The 21,849-nt window shown below is 36.5% G+C and carries 22 protein-coding genes; 16 read left to right on the top strand and 6 right to left on the bottom strand.

All coding sequences use genetic code 11. From position 1 onward, the window contains the following. Nucleotides 1-11: 11 nt before the first annotated feature. Nucleotides 12-365, bottom strand: a complete 354-nt coding sequence (locus B3D94_RS02570; protein WP_069482850.1) for a DUF2500 domain-containing protein — start codon at nt 363-365, stop codon at nt 12-14. A gap of 36 nt (nt 366-401) precedes the next feature. Beyond that, nucleotides 402-929: a YceI family protein gene (locus tag B3D94_RS02575; RefSeq protein WP_069482849.1), complete on the bottom strand. Its 528-nt coding sequence runs from the start codon at nt 927-929 to the stop codon at nt 402-404. 355 nt (nt 930-1,284) lie between these two features. Here B3D94_RS02575 and B3D94_RS02580 point away from each other — a divergent pair, with 355 nt between their 5' ends. The 12 genes from B3D94_RS02580 (at nt 1,285) to B3D94_RS02635 (ending at nt 12,952) form a co-directional block, all read left to right on the top strand. Further along, on the top strand, nt 1,285-1,590 hold the full coding sequence (locus B3D94_RS02580) for a winged helix-turn-helix transcriptional regulator (protein WP_004231981.1): 306 nt from the start codon (nt 1,285-1,287) through the stop codon (nt 1,588-1,590). A gap of 208 nt (nt 1,591-1,798) precedes the next feature. After that, nucleotides 1,799-2,713: a UDP-N-acetylmuramate dehydrogenase gene (gene murB / locus B3D94_RS02585; RefSeq protein WP_069482848.1), complete on the top strand. Its 915-nt coding sequence runs from the start codon at nt 1,799-1,801 to the stop codon at nt 2,711-2,713. Between the two features lie 53 nt (nt 2,714-2,766). Then, nucleotides 2,767-3,522 (top strand): exodeoxyribonuclease III, encoded by a 756-nt coding sequence (locus tag B3D94_RS02590; RefSeq protein WP_291754330.1) that lies wholly within the window; start codon nt 2,767-2,769, stop codon nt 3,520-3,522. A 321-nt stretch (nt 3,523-3,843) separates the two neighbouring features. Next, nucleotides 3,844-6,213: a penicillin acylase family protein gene (locus B3D94_RS02595; RefSeq protein WP_291754333.1), complete on the top strand. Its 2,370-nt coding sequence runs from the start codon at nt 3,844-3,846 to the stop codon at nt 6,211-6,213. A 146-nt stretch (nt 6,214-6,359) separates the two neighbouring features. Then, entirely contained in the window at nt 6,360-6,731 is a 372-nt protein-coding gene (locus B3D94_RS02600; protein ID WP_291754336.1) for an ArsR/SmtB family transcription factor, read from the top strand. Further along, nucleotides 6,712-8,835 carry a heavy metal translocating P-type ATPase gene (locus B3D94_RS02605; protein ID WP_291754339.1) on the top strand — a complete coding sequence of 708 codons (2,124 nt, stop codon included), beginning with the start codon at nt 6,712-6,714 and terminating at the stop codon, nt 8,833-8,835. The genes B3D94_RS02600 and B3D94_RS02605 overlap by 20 nt, the downstream gene beginning before the upstream one ends. A 164-nt stretch (nt 8,836-8,999) precedes the next feature. After that, on the top strand, nt 9,000-9,302 hold the full coding sequence (locus B3D94_RS02610; protein WP_069482844.1) for a late competence development ComFB family protein: 303 nt from the start codon (nt 9,000-9,002) through the stop codon (nt 9,300-9,302). Nucleotides 9,303-9,424: 122 nt separating this feature from the next. Next, nucleotides 9,425-9,844, top strand: a complete 420-nt coding sequence (mntR, locus tag B3D94_RS02615; RefSeq protein ID WP_008177112.1) for a transcriptional regulator MntR — start codon at nt 9,425-9,427, stop codon at nt 9,842-9,844. Nucleotides 9,845-9,873: 29 nt separating this feature from the next. Next, a complete protein-coding gene (locus B3D94_RS02620) occupies nt 9,874-10,731 on the top strand; it encodes a CvfB family protein (RefSeq protein ID WP_069482843.1) in 858 nt (285 codons plus the stop codon). Between the two features lie 140 nt (nt 10,732-10,871). Beyond that, complete coding sequence (locus B3D94_RS02625) at nt 10,872-11,786, top strand: DUF1002 domain-containing protein (RefSeq protein ID WP_069482842.1); 915 nt, start codon at nt 10,872-10,874, stop codon at nt 11,784-11,786. 132 nt (nt 11,787-11,918) lie between these two features. Beyond that, a complete protein-coding gene (locus B3D94_RS02630; RefSeq protein ID WP_069482841.1) occupies nt 11,919-12,200 on the top strand; it encodes a GNAT family N-acetyltransferase in 282 nt (93 codons plus the stop codon). A gap of 443 nt (nt 12,201-12,643) precedes the next feature. Beyond that, on the top strand, nt 12,644-12,952 hold the full coding sequence (locus B3D94_RS02635) for a hypothetical protein (protein ID WP_008177106.1): 309 nt from the start codon (nt 12,644-12,646) through the stop codon (nt 12,950-12,952). A 17-nt stretch (nt 12,953-12,969) separates the two neighbouring features. Here the strand turns inward: B3D94_RS02635 and B3D94_RS02640 are convergent, their stop codons facing one another. From B3D94_RS02640 to B3D94_RS02650, 3 genes are all read right to left on the bottom strand, one after another. Further along, a complete protein-coding gene (locus tag B3D94_RS02640) occupies nt 12,970-14,112 on the bottom strand; it encodes an MFS transporter (RefSeq protein ID WP_291754356.1) in 1,143 nt (380 codons plus the stop codon). Between the two features lie 120 nt (nt 14,113-14,232). Then, complete coding sequence (locus tag B3D94_RS02645) at nt 14,233-15,753, bottom strand: succinate CoA transferase (RefSeq protein WP_069482839.1); 1,521 nt, start codon at nt 15,751-15,753, stop codon at nt 14,233-14,235. Between the two features lie 349 nt (nt 15,754-16,102). Then, nucleotides 16,103-16,753 (bottom strand): LytTR family DNA-binding domain-containing protein, encoded by a 651-nt coding sequence (locus B3D94_RS02650; RefSeq protein WP_008177095.1) that lies wholly within the window; start codon nt 16,751-16,753, stop codon nt 16,103-16,105. A 505-nt stretch (nt 16,754-17,258) separates the two neighbouring features. On the opposite strand from B3D94_RS02650, the gene B3D94_RS02655 reads away from it, so the two are divergent. From B3D94_RS02655 to B3D94_RS02670, 4 genes are all read left to right on the top strand, one after another. Further along, nucleotides 17,259-18,053, top strand: a complete 795-nt coding sequence (locus tag B3D94_RS02655; RefSeq protein WP_069482838.1) for a helix-turn-helix transcriptional regulator — start codon at nt 17,259-17,261, stop codon at nt 18,051-18,053. 168 nt (nt 18,054-18,221) lie between these two features. Then, the gene (yidC, locus tag B3D94_RS02660; RefSeq protein WP_069482837.1) at nt 18,222-18,980 is read left to right on the top strand and encodes a membrane protein insertase YidC; all 759 of its coding nucleotides are present in this window, start codon (nt 18,222-18,224) and stop codon (nt 18,978-18,980) included. 51 nt (nt 18,981-19,031) lie between these two features. After that, complete coding sequence (locus tag B3D94_RS02665) at nt 19,032-19,283, top strand: hypothetical protein (RefSeq protein ID WP_175423086.1); 252 nt, start codon at nt 19,032-19,034, stop codon at nt 19,281-19,283. A gap of 150 nt (nt 19,284-19,433) precedes the next feature. Continuing rightward, a complete protein-coding gene (locus B3D94_RS02670) occupies nt 19,434-20,216 on the top strand; it encodes a D-alanyl-D-alanine carboxypeptidase family protein (RefSeq protein WP_069482835.1) in 783 nt (260 codons plus the stop codon). 52 nt (nt 20,217-20,268) lie between these two features. Here B3D94_RS02670 and cls read toward each other — a convergent pair whose 3' ends face one another. Then, a complete protein-coding gene (gene cls / locus B3D94_RS02675; RefSeq protein ID WP_069483435.1) occupies nt 20,269-21,726 on the bottom strand; it encodes a cardiolipin synthase in 1,458 nt (485 codons plus the stop codon). Nucleotides 21,727-21,849 lie beyond the last annotated feature (123 nt).

Consider the following 21,849-nt stretch of genomic DNA (forward strand, 5'->3'; position numbering starts at 1 on the left):
CTACTCTCCCTTTATTGTCTTTCGAATGTATGAAAACGTGTGCCCTGATACGTTAGAAGACCAATGTCACCTTCTACTAGCTGTCCAAAATCACGACCATTCACTTTTAATTCCTGACGCTCCCCATTTCGTTCTTCAAATGTGATGAAATAGGAAGTATATGCCGCAGTATTATTAGAGCCTCCCCGAATATTCGTGCGTTTTGTCACAACCTTAGCGGGTACAGTTAAGGTTTGTGAGTGGTTGTTTTTAGACCAAATGACAATAGCTTTAATAAGGCTGAAGGCGATGCTACCAAAAACAATAAAAAAGACCATTGTAATAAAGCTCGATTCAAATGTAATTCCGTTATCAAACCATAGCATTTAAAGTTTCCTCTTTCCTTAAGGGTAAATCAATAGCTAAAGGGGGCTTAACTCGACATCTACCACAATGTCAATCTCATCACTGATTAATACGCCGCCTGTTTCTAAAATTGTATTATAGACTAAATTAAAATCGCGACGATCAATTTGTGCCTTTGCCTGAAAACCATATACTTCTTGTGCCCAAGGGTTAACACCGTTTCCTGTATATACTGTTGTAAATACGATAGGTTTTGTTATGTTTTTAATCGTTAAATCCCCATGTATCAAAAAAGTTTTATCATCTTGTGTATCAATATATGTAGAGGTAAAAACTATTTTTGGATAGATGTCTGCATCAAAAAAATCTGGAGAAACAAGGTGTACATCACGGTCATGATTTTTTGTGGATACACTAGCCACTGCAATGGTAATAGAGATACTTGCATCCTGCATTTGCTCAATATTGGCTGCAGCAATTTCAGCATTGTACGATTCGAAAGTACCGTGAATTCTAGATATCATCATATGTCGTACAGAAAAACTTAGTGTGGAATGACTGATATCAATAGTGTATTTTTTCATTTGAAAACCCCCTAAAACAGCATTCTACAACGAATAATAAAGTAAACAATTACCATATTCAATGGGTTTTTCATAAATAGGAAAGGATAATCACTAATAAAAGTTTAAACTGTGAACATTTACAAGACTTAAAATAAATAGTTAGTCATATTACTGATGTATAGGGCATTTTATTATTAGGAGGACGGATGGTTAACGATGGAAGTTTCCACCGTATTTGAAAAAGACTGAAAATCAAAGTTACTATTTGTAATTAAGTGTATAAAAGTATATTAATTATGTTATGTAAATAAGTTACTCTAAATTTACATTCCCTGCAATAATCGTTACAATAGTTACATAGAGGTGAAGAAATATGAATGAGACAACTTTATGTCCTCGTTTAGCTAAAGCAATGGATTTAATCGGAAAACGATGGACGGGTTTAATATTATATCAATTATTAGATGGACCACAGCGTTTTAATGAAATAGAGTCTGCATTACCTGTTAGTGGGCGTTTATTATCAGAACGTTTAAAGGAATTGGAAAAAGAAGGACTTGTTGAACGTAAAGTGTATTCTGAGGTCCCAGTACGAGTTGAATATTCATTAACAGATAAAGGGCAAGCACTAGAGGGCGCTATCCGTAATATTGAAACATGGGCAAGTAGCTGGCTTTAAAGTGCATGGCTTGTTCTTTAGGTAGTATTGTGCCAAAAACGACACTTGGAATGACTGTCAATTTTCTTTATAATATTCATCATCTCTGCACAGGACTTACCTGTCTTTTTATGTGTGATAAAAATACCCTTCATTTTACTTGTCAAATTGGGGTTCTAAATCCATACTGGTGTAGAGTAAGAAGGACGTTAGAAAGGAATTAGCTCTCATGACAAAACAACAATGGGCAAAGGATTTAGCGAAGAGCATTAATCCTGCCAATATTAAGTTAGATGAATCATTACAACAATATACAATGACAAAATTAGGTGGCAAAGCAGATGTTTTTGTTCTTCCTGATACAGAAGAAGCAGCAGCATTTGTAATTCGCTATGCATATATAAATAATATTCCTTTATTAATGTTAGGTAACGGATCTAATATGGTTGTTCGTGATGGTGGTCATAGAGGAATCGTTGTAACATTTTCAAATTTAGATGAGATTCGTATTAATGGTGAACATGTTTATGCCCAAGGTGGAGCGTTGATTAAAGATGTGTCGAAACTATCTGCAAAAGCATCTTTAACAGGCTTCGAGTTTGCCTGTGGTATCCCTGGATCAATTGGTGGTGCAATGGCTATGAACGCAGGTGCTTATGGCGGTGAGATTAAAGATATAATAGTTTCATCTAAAGTGTTAACAAAAGAGGGAGAAATTTTAACCTTGTCAAAGGAAGAGCTTGAGCTTGGTTATCGTAAAAGCGTTATTGCGAAGAAAGGCTATTACGTGTTATCCTCTGAGTTTCAATTAGCTCCTGGCGTACAGGAGCTAATTGATGCGAAGATTGCTGACTTAACATTTCAGCGAGAATCTAAGCAACCATTAGAATATCCATCTGCGGGAAGTGTTTTTAAACGCCCACCAGGTCATTTTGCAGGTAAGCTTATTCAAGATAGTGGCTTACAAGGCAAAGGGGTAGGCGGGGCAGAGGTCTCTACGAAGCATGCTGGTTTTATTGTCAATAAAGGAAATGCTACTGCTTCTGATTATATTGCAACTATTCAAATGGTACAGCGGATTGTGAAAGAAAAATTTGGTATTGAGTTAGAAACGGAAGTTAAAATTGTTGGTGATGATCTATAATGTGACGCTCTTCGCTTGAGTCGAAGGGCGTTTTTTTAAGGAGTGAGAATGAGATGAAATTTATATCATGGAATGTTAATGGAATTAGAGCTTGTCTGGGGAAAGGCTTTCTAGATTTCTTTCATCAAATAGAGGCAGATTTTTTTTGTATCCAGGAAACGAAATGTCAGGCGGGACAAGTAGAGCTTGCACTAGATGGTTATGAACAATATTGGAACTATGCTCAAAAGAAAGGCTACTCGGGAACGGCTATATTTACAAAGCATAGACCATTGTCTGTTAAGTATGGAGTTGGCAATGAAGACTCTCAGGATGAGGGTAGAATTATTACTTTAGAATATCAAGATTTCTATTTAGTAAATGTTTATACCCCCAATGCACAGCGAGATCTAGCAAGATTACCACTTCGTCTAACTTGGGAAGATCATTTAGCCAGCTATTTACAAGACCTGAATGCCAAGAAGCCTGTTGTCTATTGTGGTGATCTAAATGTTGCACACACTGAAATAGATTTGAAAAATGCTAAATCGAATATGGGAAATTCCGGATTTACATATGAGGAGCGTGCGAAATTTTCGGAGCTTTTAGCCAGTGGTTTTGTAGATTCTTTCAGATACAAGCATCCTAATGAAACTGACCATTTTACATGGTGGTCCTATATGAATAAAGTACGGGAACGAAATATTGGTTGGCGCATCGACTACTTTATTGTTTCGGAGCAATTAAAAAATCAAATTGATCAAGCGACTATTCACCCACACATCATGGGCAGCGACCATTGTCCCATTGAATTACAACTACATGTCTAGCATTAAAAAACGTATTTTCTATTTGGAAAATACGTTTTTTTTATTTTTGAAATAATAATAGAATTAAGTAATTCATTCAAAAAAGGAAAACTAATTAAAGGAAAGCCATTTATCTATGAAATTCGTTTTTTAACAATGCTTTGTAGCCTTCGAATAGCCAATTGTTTATACTAATCTAATAGCGAATGATGACAAAATTCTGTATTTAAAGATGGATTTACTTACATAAAACACGGATATTCGCTCGGAGTAATCTTTTAGTCCTTGTTTTAAGGATTTTAAGAGGTAGTAAAGAATATAGTGCACAGAGGGGGTAATGAGGTGGAAAAGAGAAAGTTCAAATGGAGAAAGTGGCTCATCGTCCTTACTGGAATCGTAGCGACTTTAGCTATCGTAGCTTTTATCGGATTTACATGGTTTATGAATAAATCTAAGCCGATGATTGATGATGAATTGGCTGTCAATATTTTAGAGCAGGATGTGTCGGTTACAAGGGATGACAAAGGGGTTCCTCATATTTTTGCAAAGACAGATGCTGATTTATATCGTGCACAAGGTTATGTTCAGGCACAAGATCGATTATTCCAAATGGATTTAGCGCGAAGACAGGCGAGTGGTCGATTATCAGAAATTATTGGGGAAGCAACGATAAATACGGACAAACACTTTCGTACATTTAGCTTACGTGATGCCGCTGAGAAATCACTCGCAGCCTATGATGAGGAAAGCAAGCAAGTACTGGAGTGGTATGCAGAAGGGGTAAATGCATTTATTGCGCAAGCTAAGGAAAATAAAACTTTAAGCTACGAATTTTCATTATTGGGCTACGAGCCAGAGGAATGGACAGTCGTGGATTCTTTAACGATTGGGAAGTATATGGCATATGATTTGGGAGGGAATTGGAATACACTTGCCTTCCGTCACTGGGCTTTACAAAATTTTGATGAAGAAAAGGCGAAAGAATTATTTATTAAATATCCTGAAAATGCCTCTTCTATTATCGAGGCAAATATTAAAAATCCTGTAGTGGTAGCAGGACAATTTAATGCAGATCTATTGCCTAATGAATTTAACGGCAGTAATAACTGGGTTGTTTCTGGTGATAAAACTAAATCAGGTACACCTATTTTGGCGGATGATCCTCACCTAGGATTAAGTACTCCATCTATTTGGTATCAGATGCATCTGCAATCTCCACAACAAAATGTTAGTGGTGTCATTTTTGCAGGAATCCCAGGTATTATTTTAGGTCATAATGATGATATAGCATGGGGTGTGACGAATGTTGGCCCAGATGTACAAGATTTATATATTGAAATACCTAATCCCGATAATCCAACGCAATACCGCTACGATGGAAAGTGGGAGCAGGCCGAGGTTCGTGATGAATCTATTAAGGTGAAGGACGGGGAAACCGTAGACTTTGAAGTGGTGGTGACACGCCATGGTCCAATTATGACGGATCTAGCATTCAAAGATACTGAGCCAACTGCACAATTTTCCATGCAGTGGACAGCGCTTCAATCAACTGCAGAATTGCGTGCAGTAATTGGTTTTAATAAGGCGAAATCTTGGGATGACTTTGAAAAAGCTTTAGAAGACTTTAAAGCACCTGCACAGAACTTCGTTTTTGCCTCGAAGGATGGCACAATTGCTTATAAAGCAAATGGTCAAATTCCTATTCGTAAGCAAGGTGATGGTCAATTGCCAGTTCCAGGTGATTCTAGTGACTATGGTTGGGATGGTTTTATTCCATGGGATGAGCTACCAACAATAGTGAATCCAGAGGAAGGCTTTATTGCGACCGCCAATAATCAAGTAGTAGGAGAAGAATATCCTTATCACATTACAGATTTCTGGGCTCAGCCTTACCGTTTTGAACGAATTAAAGAAGTACTTGAGGCGAATGATTCGATAACGGTAGAGGATATGATGAACTTGCAAATGGATCAACATAATCTCTATGCAAGGGAATTCCTTCCTAGTTTATTAACATCTATGAAAGCGCAAGATCAGGATGGTAAGTACGCAGAGATTATTACCATGCTGGAGAATTGGGATATGGTGGATGCTAAGGAATCAGGAGCACCACTCGTATTCCATACGCTAATGACCAAATTACAGGAAGTGTTGTTTAAAGATCAAATGCCTGCAGATATGTACGACATTATGCATGGTAAATTTAATATTACAGACCAGCTTTTACGCACTGCCTATGCAGGGGGAAAGAGTATTTGGATAGAAGAGCAAGGTGGAGTTGATGCAACAGTTTACAAGGCACTTGAACTTACCATTGCACAATTAGAAGATCAATTTGGTAAAAATGCATCCAAGTGGCAATGGGGTGATTTCCACCAACTCACTTTTAATCATACTTTAGGTAGTGCTTCTCCAATTTTAGCTGCCTATTTTAATGCTAAAAAGGTTCCAATTGGAGGCTCCAAAGTGACGGTACAGGCCGCTGATAATGATCTTTCTGGCAATGTGGATCATGGTGCTTCTTGGCGTTTTGTTGTGGATGTGGGTGATTTAACTTCAGGCTATCATATTGTTGGACCTGGTCAAAGTGGTCATGTTAAGTCTGATTGGTACCAAGACCAAGTACTTGATTGGGCAAATGGTGATTATCATCAAACTTTTGTAAAACAGGAAGATATTAAAGGTAAAACATTAAAATTAAAAGCGAAGTAACAAAAAAGATTAGCGTACTGTTTTAAAGTACGTTAATTTTTTTTACTAGGATATAAATCACAACATTCAAATATTCATTTGAATAAGATGGAATAATATGTTACATTGAATACAATCAAACGAATATTTGAATGAGGTGAGGTACAATGCCAAAAGAAATTTGTGAGGTGACGCAAGTACATGAAGAAGCAGTCATTAAGGTACAACAACAAATGCCTGATCTATCAGGGGTAGCAAAGTTTTTAAAAGCATTATCTGATGAAACAAGGCTTAAAATCGCATTTGCTTTAACGGTAGAGGATGAATTATGTGTTTGTGATGTAGCATCGATTATTGGCTCGTCAGTCGCAACAGCATCACATCATTTACGTTATTTAAAAGATAATAATTTAGCAAAGTCACACCGCAAAGGGAAGCAGATGTATTACTCTTTAGCGGATGAGCATGTATTTCAAATTGTAACAATTGCCTATGAACATGCGAAAGAGGGGATTGCGAATGGTAGCGACGCCAACTAAACAAGAATACAGATTGCAAAATCTTTCCTGTGCTAGCTGTGCAGCGAAGTTTGAGAAAAATGTAAAGGCTATTCCTGAGGTGGAGGATGCACAAGTCAACTTTGGTGCTTCTAAAATAACGGTAGTCGGCAATATTAGTGTGAATCAAATTGAAGAAGCAGGTGCCTTTGATGGGATCAAGGTGTCGCAATCAGCAGTGAGAACAGTTGAAAAATCTACACCTTTTTACCGTAAAAAAGAAAATATTTTGGCAGGGATATCTTTGTTCTTTGTCATTCTAGGATATTTATTTGTTTCTATGCAGGGAGAAACAAACCCGATCCCAATAGCCATGTTCATCATAGCTATTCTTGTAGGGGGAATTGGTATTTTTAAAACGGGCTTCCGTAATTTAGCTCGCTTTGAATTCGATATGAAGACCCTTATGACAATCGCTATTATTGGAGCTGCTATTATTGGGGAATGGGAAGAAGCGGCAGTTGTAGTCTTTCTATTTGCGGTAAGTGAAGCACTTGAAGCTTACTCTATGGATAAGGCAAGACAATCTATTCGAGGGTTAATGGATATCGCTCCACCAACAGCTATTATTAAAAGAGCACATGGCGAGCATTTTCATGAGCTTGAACTGCCGACGGAAGATATCGAGATAGGGGATATTTTACTTGTAAAGCCTGGGCAAAAGATTGCGATGGATGGCATTGTCATTAGCGGGCTATCTGCAGTGAATCAAGCTGCTATAACAGGTGAGTCCATTCCGGTGAATAAAACAGTGAATGATGAAGTATTCGCAGGTACATTAAATGAAGAGGGTGCGCTTGAAGTTCGCGTGACAAAGCGAGTAGAAGATACAACAATTGCTAAGATCATTCATCTTGTAGAAGAAGCACAGGCAGAAAAAGCACCTTCTCAGCAATTTGTAGATCGCTTTGCCAAGTATTACACACCAGCTATTATAATTGTTGCTTTTTTAGTAGCTGTTATTCCACCTTTATTTATAGGCGATTGGCAGCACTGGATTTACCAAGGCTTAGCGGTGTTAGTGGTAGGATGTCCTTGTGCACTCGTTGTTTCTACACCGGTGGCTATAGTCACTGCGATTGGGAATGCTGCAAGACAAGGTGTACTTATTAAAGGCGGGATTCATTTAGAACAATTAGGACATATTGAAGCGGTAGCCTTTGATAAAACAGGTACATTAACCGAAGGACAGCCAGCCGTTACGGATATAGTGACAATGGATGGTTGGTCAGAGGACTATGTTTTACAACTAGTAGCAGCAGTAGAAAAACAGTCCCAGCACCCTTTGGCAAAAGCTATATTAAATAGATTACACGATAAAAATTTATTTGAGCTAGTGCCTACAGAATTCCAATCAGTCACAGGCAATGGAGCCTTTGCAACGGTCGATCAGCAGATTATTTACGTAGGTAGCATGAAGTGGGTATCCACATTAGCTTCTATCGATAAAAATATAGAAAATCAGGTTAAAAAACTACAGGAACAGGGTAAGACAGTAGTAGCAGCAGTTTCGAAAAGCCAACTCATTGGATTAATTGGGATTGCTGATCAATTGCGTCATGAAAGTAAGGATGTATTGAAAAAACTTAATGCCCTAAAAGTAAAGCATATGGTGATGTTAACAGGAGATGCAGAGCCTACTGCTAAGGCAATTGCTACATCATTACAGGTAACAGATGTGCGTGCTGGTTTATTACCAGAGGAAAAATTAATGGCGATTAAAGATTTACGTGCACAGTTTGGAGCCGTAGCAATGGTTGGGGATGGCGTTAATGATGCGCCAGCATTGGCCACTGCAAATGTGGGAATTGCAATGGGAGGAGCAGGCACAGATGCAGCCCTTGAGACAGCTGATATTGCCTTAATGGGTGACGATTTAACAAAGCTCCCATACACAATTGGGTTAAGCAGAAAAACACTACGCATTATTAAAGAAAATATTATTTTTGCCCTAGCCTTAAAATTAATTGCGTTATTGCTAGTTATCCCAGGATGGCTGACATTATGGATAGCAATTTTTGCAGATATGGGTGCAACCTTATTAGTTGTTTTTAATTCATTAAGACTAATAAAAGCAAAAAAGTAGTAGGTAAGATGTGATTTTACTGTAAAAAGTAGGAGATTAATCTTACTTTGACACTACTAATTTTGTGCGAATAGATGCTACTAGTGATTCTTGAAAAAGAACTTTTTAAAAGCTATTATAGTTTCAGGAGTAATGTAACCATTCAATATAAATGAGGCGAAAGTTTGAATAAGTCAGATCCTATTTTAGTAAACGTTACAGAAGAGATTGTGCGTGGTTTAGTAAGCTTTTTACTACGAGGACCGGAATATCAAACATTTTGTAAATGCGAAATCTGTGAACTAGACACGGTGGCACTTACACTAAATGCATTGCCGAGTAAGTATGTTACATCTATGGAAGCTAGAGACGCGGCATTTAAGGAAATGAATACTCCTGAAAGTATTGAGCGCATTAACAAAGAGATTATTCACGCGTTACATGTGGTAAATAAGTATCCTCGACACAAAGTGGAGCCTACTTCTTAAATGAAGAGGCTCTTTTTAAGTTGTACAGGTAGTGATTTTCTGGCATATGTATTTTCAGTTAACTTTTAAGCCAAGCTTGTAGTAAACTAGAGAGTAAGAAAAGGAAAGAGAGGGAAAAAGATATGCCAACACCTAGTATGGAGGACCATATCGAACAAATTTATTTACTAATCGCTAACAAAGGATATGCGCGAGTGTCTGACATTGCTGAAGCATTATCTGTTCTTCCTTCTTCTGTTACAAAAATGGTTCAAAAATTAGATAAAGATGGTTATTTAGTTTATGAAAAATACCGTGGACTGACATTGACGCCGAAAGGCGAAAAGCTTGGAAAGCGTCTTGTGCAGCGCCATGAATTGCTCGAGCAGTTTTTACGAATGATTGGTGTGGATGAAGAGCGAATATATAATGATGTTGAAGGAATAGAGCATCATTTAAGTTGGAATTCAATCGATCGTATAGCAGACCTTGTGCAAGTAATGGAAGAGAATCCAGACATCGTGAAAAAATTAGAGGCATCAAAGACACAGCACAATCTATAAAATGATGGTGTGAAGGAAAGGGAGACAATATGGACGCATTAAAATCAGGTGAAGTCGTTACATTAACGGTATTAGAGCAACAAACATCAAAATGGATTTTAACAAATGGAGTTGAAGAACTTCCTTTAAATGCTTCAGAGGTAACAGAGCCGCTAACAGTAGGTGATCGCCTTGAAGTATTTTTATTTGTAGATCGACGAGGGGATCTGGCTGCTACAACAGCTATCCCAGCTTTTACACAAGGAGAATATGGTTGGGCAAGAGTGCTAAAAGTAGTAGAACGTGAAGGGGCTTATGTAGATATTGGTTCCTCCCGTGAAGTATTAGTAAAAGCAGAGGATTTACCACCATTAAAAGAGGTGTGGCCGGTTTCAGGTGATCATTTATTTATGACACTACGCACAGATCGTAACGGTGATTTATTTGGACGATTAGCAACAGAAGAAAAGATTTCTGAGCTATATGAAGGTGCATTTGAAGATTTGCATAATAAAAACATTCAGGCACGTCCATATCGTTTGTTACCAGTTGGCTCGTTTTTGCTAGGTGTAGAACATCCATATCGTATTTTTGTGCATGAATCAGAGCTCAATGTGGAGCCACGCTTGGGACAAGATGTAGTAGTTCGAATTATTGATGTAAAAGAAGATGGTTCCATGAACGGTTCTCTTTTGCCGAGAAAACACGAGCGCCTTTCCGATGATGCGCAGCAAATTTTGAGCTATCTACAGGATGTTGGGGGCAAAATGCCATTTGGCGATAAATCCTCTCCTGAAGAAATTCAAGAAATGTTTCATATGAGTAAGGGTGCCTTTAAACGTGCCTTAGGAACATTGATGAAAGCTGGTAAAGTGAAGCAACAGGACGGCTGGACTGAGGAAGTCTAGTGAACGTTTAAAAATAAACCAAAAAATAGCGACAAGAGACATCCTTGAAACCTTCTCTTCTTTTTTACGTACTAATAACTGTATAGTGGTATACATTATACAGGCTAATTATGAGGTTTTATCGAAAGGGGTCACACGATTTGAAAAAAACTTGGATTAAAATACTAACAGCTACTATGTTGGTATTTGGTGTGATGGCACCAGCGACAGGGTTTGCATCTGATAATACGCCTCCGAAAGCAATTGATGAGAAGTTAGGCGTACCAATCATTGTATATGGGGCAAATTTATCTGAAGCTGAAAAAGAGTCAGTAAAGAAATCATTGAAAGTAAATGAAGAACCGGAAATCGAAGAAATAACGGTATCAGGTCAGGATTTAGTTAAATACATTAAAGATAGTAATTCAAGTTCCCGCATGTATTCTTCTGCTAAAATTACACGAAGAGATGCAGGGGAAGGTCTAGTAATAGAAATTGTCACACCAACAAATATTACACAGGTGACATCTGAAATGTACGCGAATGCAATGTTAACGGCGGGGATTGAAGATGCTATAGTACAGGTGGCTGCACCTAAGGCGGTAACAGGGCATTCGGCGTTAGTAGGTATTTACAAGGCATACGAGGTCACTACAGGTGAAACGCTTGATATTGAACGAACAGATGTAGCAAATGAGGAGTTATCAGTTGCGACATCTATTGCTGAATCTGCAGGTGTGGATGATGCAAAGGTAGCTGAATTATTAACAGAAATTAAAAAACAAATTGCTGAATTGAAGCCAGCTACACGTGAAGACGTTGAAAAAATCGTTCAAGAGCAATTAAACAAGCTTGAAATCAATTTAAGTGAAAAGGACCGTCAATTGCTTGTAGATTTAATGGATAAAATCAGTAAGCTGGATATTGATTTCAGTAAATGGTCTGAACAATTAAACGATATTAGTAATACGATTCAGGAAAAGTTTGGCTCTCTTATGGAAGATAAAGGCTTCTGGGAGAGTGTGAAAAGCTTCTTTGCTAATTTAAAAGATACTATATCTTCTTGGTTTAACTAATAATGAATAATAAAAGAATCTGTCATACTCATATACTTGAATGAGTGGACAGATTCTTTTTGTTTAGAAGAGTCGCAAGTTTTGGGAAAATCCAAAAAGCTATGGTACTATGAATAAAAGGAGTGGTGAAAAATGGAATTTCAATTACAGCAATTAGCAGGGAATAAATTTGCATTTTTGAATGAGCAAGCAGGGGAAAGACTTGCAGAAATTACTTGGCAGCAAAACGGGCAAGTAATGGTAATGGATCACACATATGTATCAGATAAACTCCGAGGTCAAGGGGTGGCCAAACAATTGCTTGATCAGGCAGCACAGTATGCGCGAGAACATGACTATAAGATGGAAGCGGTTTGTTCCTATGTAGTTGCGGCCTTTGCCAAATCAGATGCTTATAATGATGTAAAACGATAAAATAAAGGCAATCTGCTTATAGGGTAAGCGGATTGCCTTTTAATTGCTAAAGTAACTCATTCAAGTAGCTCCTTACAAAAGAATAACACCATAAATTAGTACGGTTAAAAGGCCTGCCCCACCTACTAATGAAGCCATGTCTATCCAATCATACGCTAAATCGAATTCCTTCATCATAATCACGCTCCTATTATTAGTATTAATTTATTAATTCCCTTTACTTGCCTTTTATAATCATAAAAAATTACATAATTATAATAAATGTCGAAAATTAAGCTAAATGTTAATAGAAGAATGGTTAGTACGGCGGATATTTAGGCAAGTATATTTCTTATTCTTATATATATGCAGATAGAGATAAAAAAATAAATGTTTATTCTTCTAAGAATAGGGAAAAACTATAGTACAGAGCTAGTTTCTATATTTTTAGGAGGTAATAAATTATGGCTAAACGAAAAGGAACAGGTGTTGTCATTGCAGGATTAGCGGGATTAGCAGCATCTTATTTAAGTAAAAAAGAGAACCGTGATAAAGCACTATCGATGTTTAATAATATGAAATCAAGATTAGAATCCTATCTGACTACAGGTCCTGATATGCACGACAATATTGCAGAACGCGTATCAACAGAGGTAGCAACAGAGGCTGGTACTTCTCCAACGAAGATCGCCTCAAATGAAATGGTCGCTGAAGGTGGAGGACATACTGGTGTCCACTTCTATAATGAGGAAATTCAAGATAAGGAAAAATAATGACAAAACCTTCTCATCTATGCATGAGAAGGTCTTTTGTGTGGGAATAGGATTACTCCTGCAAATATTAATAATACAATTCCCGTAAAGATAAAGCCGCTGATCACTCCAAGTGATAGCCATCCTAACAAGGAAGAACCTAATACTACACCGAGAGAGAAAAATGCATAGAAATAACCATATGCTTTTCCTCGTATTTCAGCAGTTGTGGAATCTATTAAAAGTGAATTGACGGAAGGGAAAAGGAATCCAAACCCTACCCCATAACATGCCATTGCTAGGTAAAGCAAAGAGCTAGAATCCGCTTGGCTAATTAATAATTGGCTTAATCCCATTAATCCAATACCGAGTGACAATGTTTTTAGAGGATTAACCTTATCAAAAATACGATTAGTTGGTAATAAAAAAACAAGTACAGCGATAATACCAAATGTGCTCATCAATGTGCCACTTAAACGGGAGTCAAAGCCTAGAGATTGAACTTTGAGCGGTAGAAGATATGCAATTACACCTTGTGAAAACATTAAAAAGAAGGCTCCTGAAAATGCCTTTAATGTTCCTGTATTATTAAAGAATACACTTATCGGAATATATGTACTTGGTGCCGCTTTCTCTTTTTTTACTTCATTTGCTCTTAGTAAAAAGAAAGAAAGGATACCTAATAAAAGCATGAAGCTAGCAGAGATATTAAAAACAAATGGGACACTTGTCCGGCTTGCTAGAATACCACTAAAAGCAGGGCCAATAATAGCAGCAATGCCAACAAATGCGCCAGAAATAGCACTACCCTTACCTCTTTTTTCTTGCTCAGTAGCATTTGCTAAAAATGTAAAGGCGGCAGGGACAATGAAGCCTGCAACAAGTCCATGAATAAAACGGACTGCTAAAAGCGCAATAGGCTCCTCTACTAAATTATAAAGTGTTAACGATAAACCAGTTGTTAAGAGACCAACGATGAGTATGATAAAAGGTCCTTTGCGATCCGTTAAAAAGCCTGAAATGATATTACCAAATGTATTGGATAATGAATACATACCTACTGCAAGACCTGTAAGGAATGCCGATGCGCCTAAAGACTCTGCATATGTACTCATAACAGGTAGCTGGGTAAAAAGGTCGAAAAAAGAAAAGAAAATAATTACATAAATAAATTTTTTCATAGCTCCTCCCATGAATTAGAACAAATTAGTAAGTTAGTTGCATATATTCTATTATAACATTTCCAATAAAAAAGAACGCCCAATAAGTTTTCACTTAGTAGGCGTCCAGAAAATTGATGATTAAGCTTTTGAAACTTCTTTTTTCATTGTTTTGTTTTTAGCAAGGTTTACATGCCAAGAAAGTGCTTCCTCTAAAAGGTGAGGCGTTTGATGGCTACCAGTTGCTTCGACAGCACGGTTATAGTAATCCCATAATTGCTCTTTATAATCTGGGTGTGCACAGTTTTCAATAATTAAAGGTACACGTTCTTGTGGTGCAAGACCACGTAAGTCAGCGATACCTTGTTCTGTTACGATAACATCTACATCATGCTCAGTATGATCAACGTGAGATACCATTGGCACGATAGAAGAAATTGCTCCACCTTTTGCGTATGATTTTGTAACAAAAATACCAAGGCGTGCGTTACGAGCGAAGTCTCCTGAACCACCGATGCCGTTCATCATACGAGTACCAGAGACATGTGTTGAGTTTACGTTACCATAGATATCTAACTCAAGAGCTGTGTTGATTGAGATAAGACCCAAACGACGGATAAGTTCAGGGTGGTTAGAAATTTCTTGTGGACGTAAGCAAATTTTATCAGCATATTTTTCTAAATTGCCATATACTTTTTGCTGTAATTCTTCAGTAAGTGTAATTGAAGTTGCAGCGGCAAATTTAACCTTACCTGCATCGATTAAGTTAAATACTGCATCTTGAAGTACTTCTGATGCCACAATTAAATCTTCAAATTCTGAATCTGCAAAGCCATCAAGTACAGCGTTTGCAACAGAACCAACACCAGATTGTAATGGCATTAATTGTTTTGTTAAACGACCTGCTTTAATTTCATCGCGGAAGAAGTCTAATAAAATGTTTGCCATAGTTTGTGTTTCTTCATCTGGAGGTACGATTAATGAAGGAGCATCTGGCTCTTCAGAAATAACAATTGCTTTAATTTTAGCTGGATCGACTTTAATACCGATATCACCAAGGCGTTGCATAGCGTCTGTCATTGGAATAGCTTCACGCTTACCTTGTTCGCCAGGTACATAAATATCATGGATGCCGATTAAAGCTTCGGGATGAGAAATGTTTAACTCGATAATAATATTTTCTGCATATTCTGCAAAGATAGGTGAGTTACCTACAGAGTTTGTTGGAATGATTAACCCATCTTCAGTAATAGCAACCGCTTCAAGAATTAAATACTTGATTGGTCCGATAATTCCTTGGCGCACTAGCTCAGCATTATGAGAAAGGTGAGCATCTACATATAAAACATCACCAGAGTTAATTAAATTACGGATACCAGCGTCTCCTTGGAATGGTCCACGTTTTCGAATGGCACCAGCTTCTGCTAAGTACTTATCCACTTCTGGTCCTAAAGATGCACCTGTGTATACATCAATTTTGAATTCTTCATTTTTTGCTCGCTCAACTAATGCCATTGGCACAACTTTTGCGTCCCCAGCACGAGTAAAACCACTCATCCCAACTACATCACCATTAGAAATAAGCGCTGCTGCTTCTTCAGCAGTGACAATTTTACTCTCAAGTTCTTTTAAACCTAGGCGTTTTTGAACATTTGCATCCATAAAAAAATCCTCCCCTAAATAATTTTGATGGAAACCGATTACAAAACTAGAAAAAACATTTGAGAATTTTCTGTTTATTCAGTTGTAGTATGACTCCAACCATTTGAATAATACTATCACCAAATTGTCACAATTACTTTATGAATAGCATTAAATTGAGTAAAAAAAGGAAAATCGAGCATTAAGATGATTTTTCGACAGAGAAAACGTTTTATTGTAGAGCTGTATAAATATAGGAAATTTCTACATAAAAACTATGCAAAAATTGTTAATAGAGGATAAGAGGGGGCACTTTAGGAATAAAAAAATACAGCGAACAATCCACATACATTGCTCGCTGTACTTAAAACTAGAAACCTAAAGATCGACGGAAATAGCTTGCATAGCGTTGGCTAACAGGGATACGAGTACCATCTTTCATAATTAATAAAAACGTTGAGTGAGAATCTGGTTGAATTTCATCGATGTAGTCAATGTTAACGATGTAAGAGCGGTGACAACGAATAAATGAATCAGGTGCTAAAAATAGCTCTAAATCACTTAGGTTTAAACGGTGATAACCTTCACGAGACATTGTTTTAACAAATGTTTTACGGAGTTGTGTTTCTAAATAAATCACTTGATCATGCTTAATTGGGTACCAGCAATCATCGATTTTAATGGTAATGTAGTTTGTTAAGAATGCTGATGGTTTTTGCGGGAAGATAGCAGTAATAGCTCCTTTAGTTTCGCCTTCCTCCATTAAAGGAATACTCATACCGTAATATGCTACACCGAAAACATCAGGTTCGATGTATGAGCTAATTTTTTGGCCATAGCTTAGGGCTTTATGAGCCGCTGAACCTTCTTTAATAGGATCGCCAGGTTTAATTTTTAAATCAACTTTTTTACTTGGCTGGTAATACAAATACTCATTGGTATCAGAGATAGCAATGGAAGTATTCTCAGGGAAGAATTCCTTAATAATCTCCATAATTTCTTCTATTTGTTTTGGTTCCACTTTATACACCTCGTCTAAACTTTTAAAAATAGTATTATCATCTATTTTACTACATAATCATATAAATTATATAGAGAAGATTTAGGAATAAAATAGAAAAATGTCGATTGACTCATTAGAATGGTGAAATTTGTCTTGTATAATTTGTAAATACATTTATATAATTACTAATTTATTTTGATACGTATATGGTAAAATTTAATTGTTAGGAATAAGTTTACAAGGTTTCTACTATGCCTATGTGATAAATTAGAACTAGAGTAGCAATTAAAATTTGGTTGAAAGGAAATCGCAGAATATGGTAAAATTCACTGTATAGTCTATTTTCTTGTGTTCTGGTGTTTAAGTTAGGTTATTTATAAGGTTGTTTTTTTAAAAAAATGTGAAATAGGACTCAGTTCTCAAGATAAATTAATAAATACTATTTTCTTATTTTTTATTCATTGGGATTGATGTCAAATATTGTAATGCAGTTCGTGCACTCTGAGGAAAGATGGGGAAGATTATGCAACTACATCAACATTCTATGTCAGAAACGATTTCCAAAAGATATTTCCAAGAAATCGATAATATAAATCAATATATCGGCGTCGAAGAATTTTTTAATATTGAGTCGAAATTAATTTTTGAAATTTACCATTTAGAATCCACCAAAGCGAAGAAATCTTTACATGAATTAATTGATATTCTTTCAATTCGTTTTGGGAAACAGGTCATTAAAATTGTTCGAGGTTATTTTTCCGTTTTGTCTTCGATCGTTGCTCGAAAATTGCTAGACAATCAAGTACCTTCGAAAAAGGCATTTGCTTTCAATATCGCTTGTAATGATATGATCGAAAACCAAATGAAAGACGCAGAATTTTTGCAATTTGCCGATGATTTAATTGATTTCTTTGTTTATTTTATTGCAGATCGCAAACAACCGACTTTCCGTCATCAGACTGTCAACAAAGTGATCATGTATATAAATGATGAATTAGAAAATGATTTAACTGTGGAAAGTATTGCTAACAACTTCCATATAAGTACTAGTCACTTATCACGTATTTTTAGAGAACATGTAGGTATTACATTAGTTGAATACTTAAATGTTAGACGTGTAGAAGAGTCTCAATACTACTTACGACATACAAACAAAAGTATTACATCTATATCTGATCAATTCCATTTCTGTAACCAAAGTTATTTTACACGTATTTTCAAAAAGTATACTGGTGTTACGCCAAAGCATTTTAGAGATGAGCTTCATCATGAATTTTATCGATTTGAAATGACTGAGACAGAATTACAAAATGCATAGCTTTTGAGCATAGAAAAATAATAGGTGCGGAGGTGTTAGCTATACTGCTATAGCTCGCACCTTTTTTTATGAAAATAACAAACATAAATAGTAGCACTTGCTATTTGATAAAGATAGACCCTATAAGGTATACTTCACAGTAGTTGATAAATTATAGTAGGTGGAAAAATGAAAAATTTGAAACTATTTTCAATGCTTGGGCTAGCTGTTTTTGTACTTAGTGGCTGTCAAGCAGTGCAAAACAAAGAAGGTTTTTTCTATAGTATCTTTGTAAAACCTATGGAATTTTTACTGGAATTTTTCGGGAACGATATCTTTGCAGGTAGTTATGGTTTAGCAATCATTGCGATTACTGTTCTAATCCGTTTAGTCTTAATGCCAATTATGTTGAAAAATTATCGTCAACAACAATTGATGAAAACAAAAATGGATGCGTTCAAGCCTGAAATGGAAGCAGTTCAGAAAAAAATGAAAGAAGCTAAGACAAAAGAAGAGCAAACGCAATATCAACAAGAAATGATGGCTCTCTATCAAAAGCATGGCATTAATCCATTAAATATGGGATGCTTACCAATGCTAATCCAAATGCCGATTATTATGGGTCTTTATTTCTCGATTTTATATTCAACAGATGTGAAGTCACATGAATTTTTATGGTTTAGCTTAGGGTCACCTGATATCGTCATGACGATTGTAGCGGGGATTGTGTACCTCGTTCAGGCACGAGTATCATTATGGACTGTACCTGAGCAGCAAAAAGCTCAAATGAAAATGTTTATTTATATTTCACCAATTATGATTGTCTTTATTTCAATGTCATCTATGGCAGCATTACCTTTGTATTGGTCTGTCAGCGGTGCGTTGTTAATTCTACAAACATATATTGGGCGAAAGTATTATTCGCAACATCCAGAAAAAGCAAAATAATTTATTCATGTCGAGGCGCCTCTGTTGCCTCGATTTTTTTAGGGGGACAACATGATGAACAGAAAATGGCTATCATCCATTTTAGTCGCTATTTTTAGTATTGCGGCACTTGTATTTATTATTATAGGGAAATTCAATTTTGCAGTACTTGCAATGACGATTATGTTTGCCATGTCAAATGGCTTTAGAGCAAAAAGTTTTGAAGAACAAGGGTATGGAAAAGAAGCGAAATGGATGAAGTATATGGCGATATTTTTTGCGATAGCTTCAATCATCGTATTCATCATTATTCTTACAGACTAATATTTACAAAATAACAGGTGAATTTCACACCTGAAAATGTGAACAGTGCTAAAATGAGATTATATTAATCAAGTAATAAAATAAGATAAGTATTTACAGAGGGAGGACCTACTCTTTTCGTATGTGCTATTTTTAAAAGGGGCATAAATAGTGAAAAACAATCGTCTTTTGCTCATCATGGGTGCTTTGATTTCTGTTGCGTTAATCGTATCTATTTTTGTAGTTTACAACTATAAAAATAATCAAGTAAATAGTGCATCTGATGAGCAACCAAAATCTACAGAAACAAATAAATCAACAGGGCAAGATTCTTCTACAACTGAGAAGACAGACACTACACCTGAAACACCTGAAAAGCCAGAGCAGCAACCAGACGAAAATGGCTATCTGCCTAATCAAACATTACCTACCGAACCAACTTATATAAAAGGCATTCTGCTAGCAAATAAAATTTATCCGCTTCCTTCTACCTTTGCACCTGAGGAAAATCCAGAAGCAAGACAAGCGCTAAATCAAATGCTAGAGGCTGCCAAGCAACAAGGGTTTGATTTAGTTGCTTTTAGTGGTTATCGTTCTTTTGAATATCAAACAACACTTTATAACAACTATGTTAATCGTGATGGACAAGCAGCGGCAGATCGATACAGTGCTCGTCCAGGCTATTCTGAACACCAAACAGGCTTAGCGTTTGATATAGGAGAGCGAGGAAAAGAAGATTTATGGCTGACAGAGGAATTTGGAGAAACACCAGCAGGGCAATGGTTATTTGCACACGCTCAAGAGTATGGATTTATTCTACGATTCCCTCAAAACAAAGAGGAAATTACAGGCTATATGTATGAGTCTTGGCATTATCGTTATGTTGGTAAGGATATAGCTAAAGAAATTGCTAAGCAAAGTATTACGCTAGAAGAATATTTAGGCGTGAAATAAGAAAAAGGAAGAGATGCCGTTCTACACGAACAAGCTCTCTTCCTTTTTCATTTTATAAGATAGGAGTTAATAACCGAGATATTGATTCTTTAAATTTGATCAATGATGAACGGTTTTGGTACATCTCCCACGTCAGCTCTGTACAATCAAAAATATCCTTTTCAAACAGCTCCGCCAGCTGATGCGAAATGTTGGCATCATAGATAAAGGCATTAACCTCGAAATTTAAGCTAAAGCTTCGAACATCGATATTAGCTGTACCAACAGAGGAAGCTTCATCATCGATAATAATGGCTTTGGCATGAATAAAGCCCTTTTCATATATATATACTTTTGCTCCTGCTCGAAGTAGCTGTCCAACATAGGAATATGTAGCCCAATAAACAAACATGTGATCTGGCTTGTTAGGGATCATAATTCGAACATCGATACCGGACAATGTCGCAATTTTAATGGCATCTAAGAAGCTTACATCCGGAATAAAATAAGGCGTTTGAATATAGATATACTTTTGGGCCATATTTATCAGCTTTAAGTAACCAATCTTAATTTGTTCCCAATCGGAGTCAGGTCCGCTTGATACAATTTGTAAACCAACATCACCTTTTTTCGGAATAGCAGGGAAGTAGCGGTCCGAATAGCCCATCTTTTGCTGGGAACTTGCTTGATTCCAATCTAATAAAAAGCGTGTTTGGAGTGGATGTACGGCACTACCTTCAATGCGTAAATGTGTATCTCTCCAATACCCAAACTTTTTTTGTAAGCCTAAATATTCATCCCCAACATTAAAACCTCCGATATAGCCAATACGGCCATCAATGACAACGATTTTTCGGTGATTCCTAAAATTTAAACGGGGATTAAGTAGTGGGAAGATGGAAGGGAAGAACACTTCTACCTCGCCTCCGGCATTAAGTAATTCTTTAAAATGACGTTTCTTCACATTACGTGATCCCATCTCATCATAGAGGAGGCGTACCTTGACACCTTGCTGTGACTTTTTAATTAGTGCTTGAACGATTCGTGTTCCTAAATCATCTAGGCGGAAGATATAGTATTGAATATGGATATGGTCCTTAGCCGCTTCAATATCTTTAAGGAGCTGTTCAAATTTATTGGCCCCATCATCAAAAATATCTAGATGGTTGTCCTGCGTTAAAACAGCATTGTTTGTTCTAAGGTGCATGTAAATCATCTCTTGATAATTCTCTGCATTTGAAATACGAAACTCAAATGTTTCATCACGAATGGCATCCATTTGATAGTTGATGAGCGTATCAATACCGATATCTTTACGCCCTTCCCAACGGAATAAATGTTTTTTTCGTAACTGTCTTCCAAGTAATAGATACAAAATAAACCCAGCTAATGGTATGAAAAATAGTACGAGAATCCATGCCCATGTAGATGTAGCATCTTTACGTTCTAAAAAAATGATAGTCATGGCTAATAAAATATTAAAAAATAAAGTTAAAGGAACTAAATATTCTATATCTGTAAAAATGCTCATTCCTACACCTGCCTTTACTATTGATAATAACATACTTAGTATAGCCTACTTCAAATGAGGAAAGAAGATTTTAAGTAGCTAGTTAGCATAGAAAAGGATTATCTCTATGACTTATTAGAGATA

Origin of the sequence: Lysinibacillus sp. UBA5990 (assembly GCF_002429815.1) — a bacterium.
GTDB lineage: Bacteria > Bacillota > Bacilli > Bacillales_A > Planococcaceae > Lysinibacillus > Lysinibacillus fusiformis.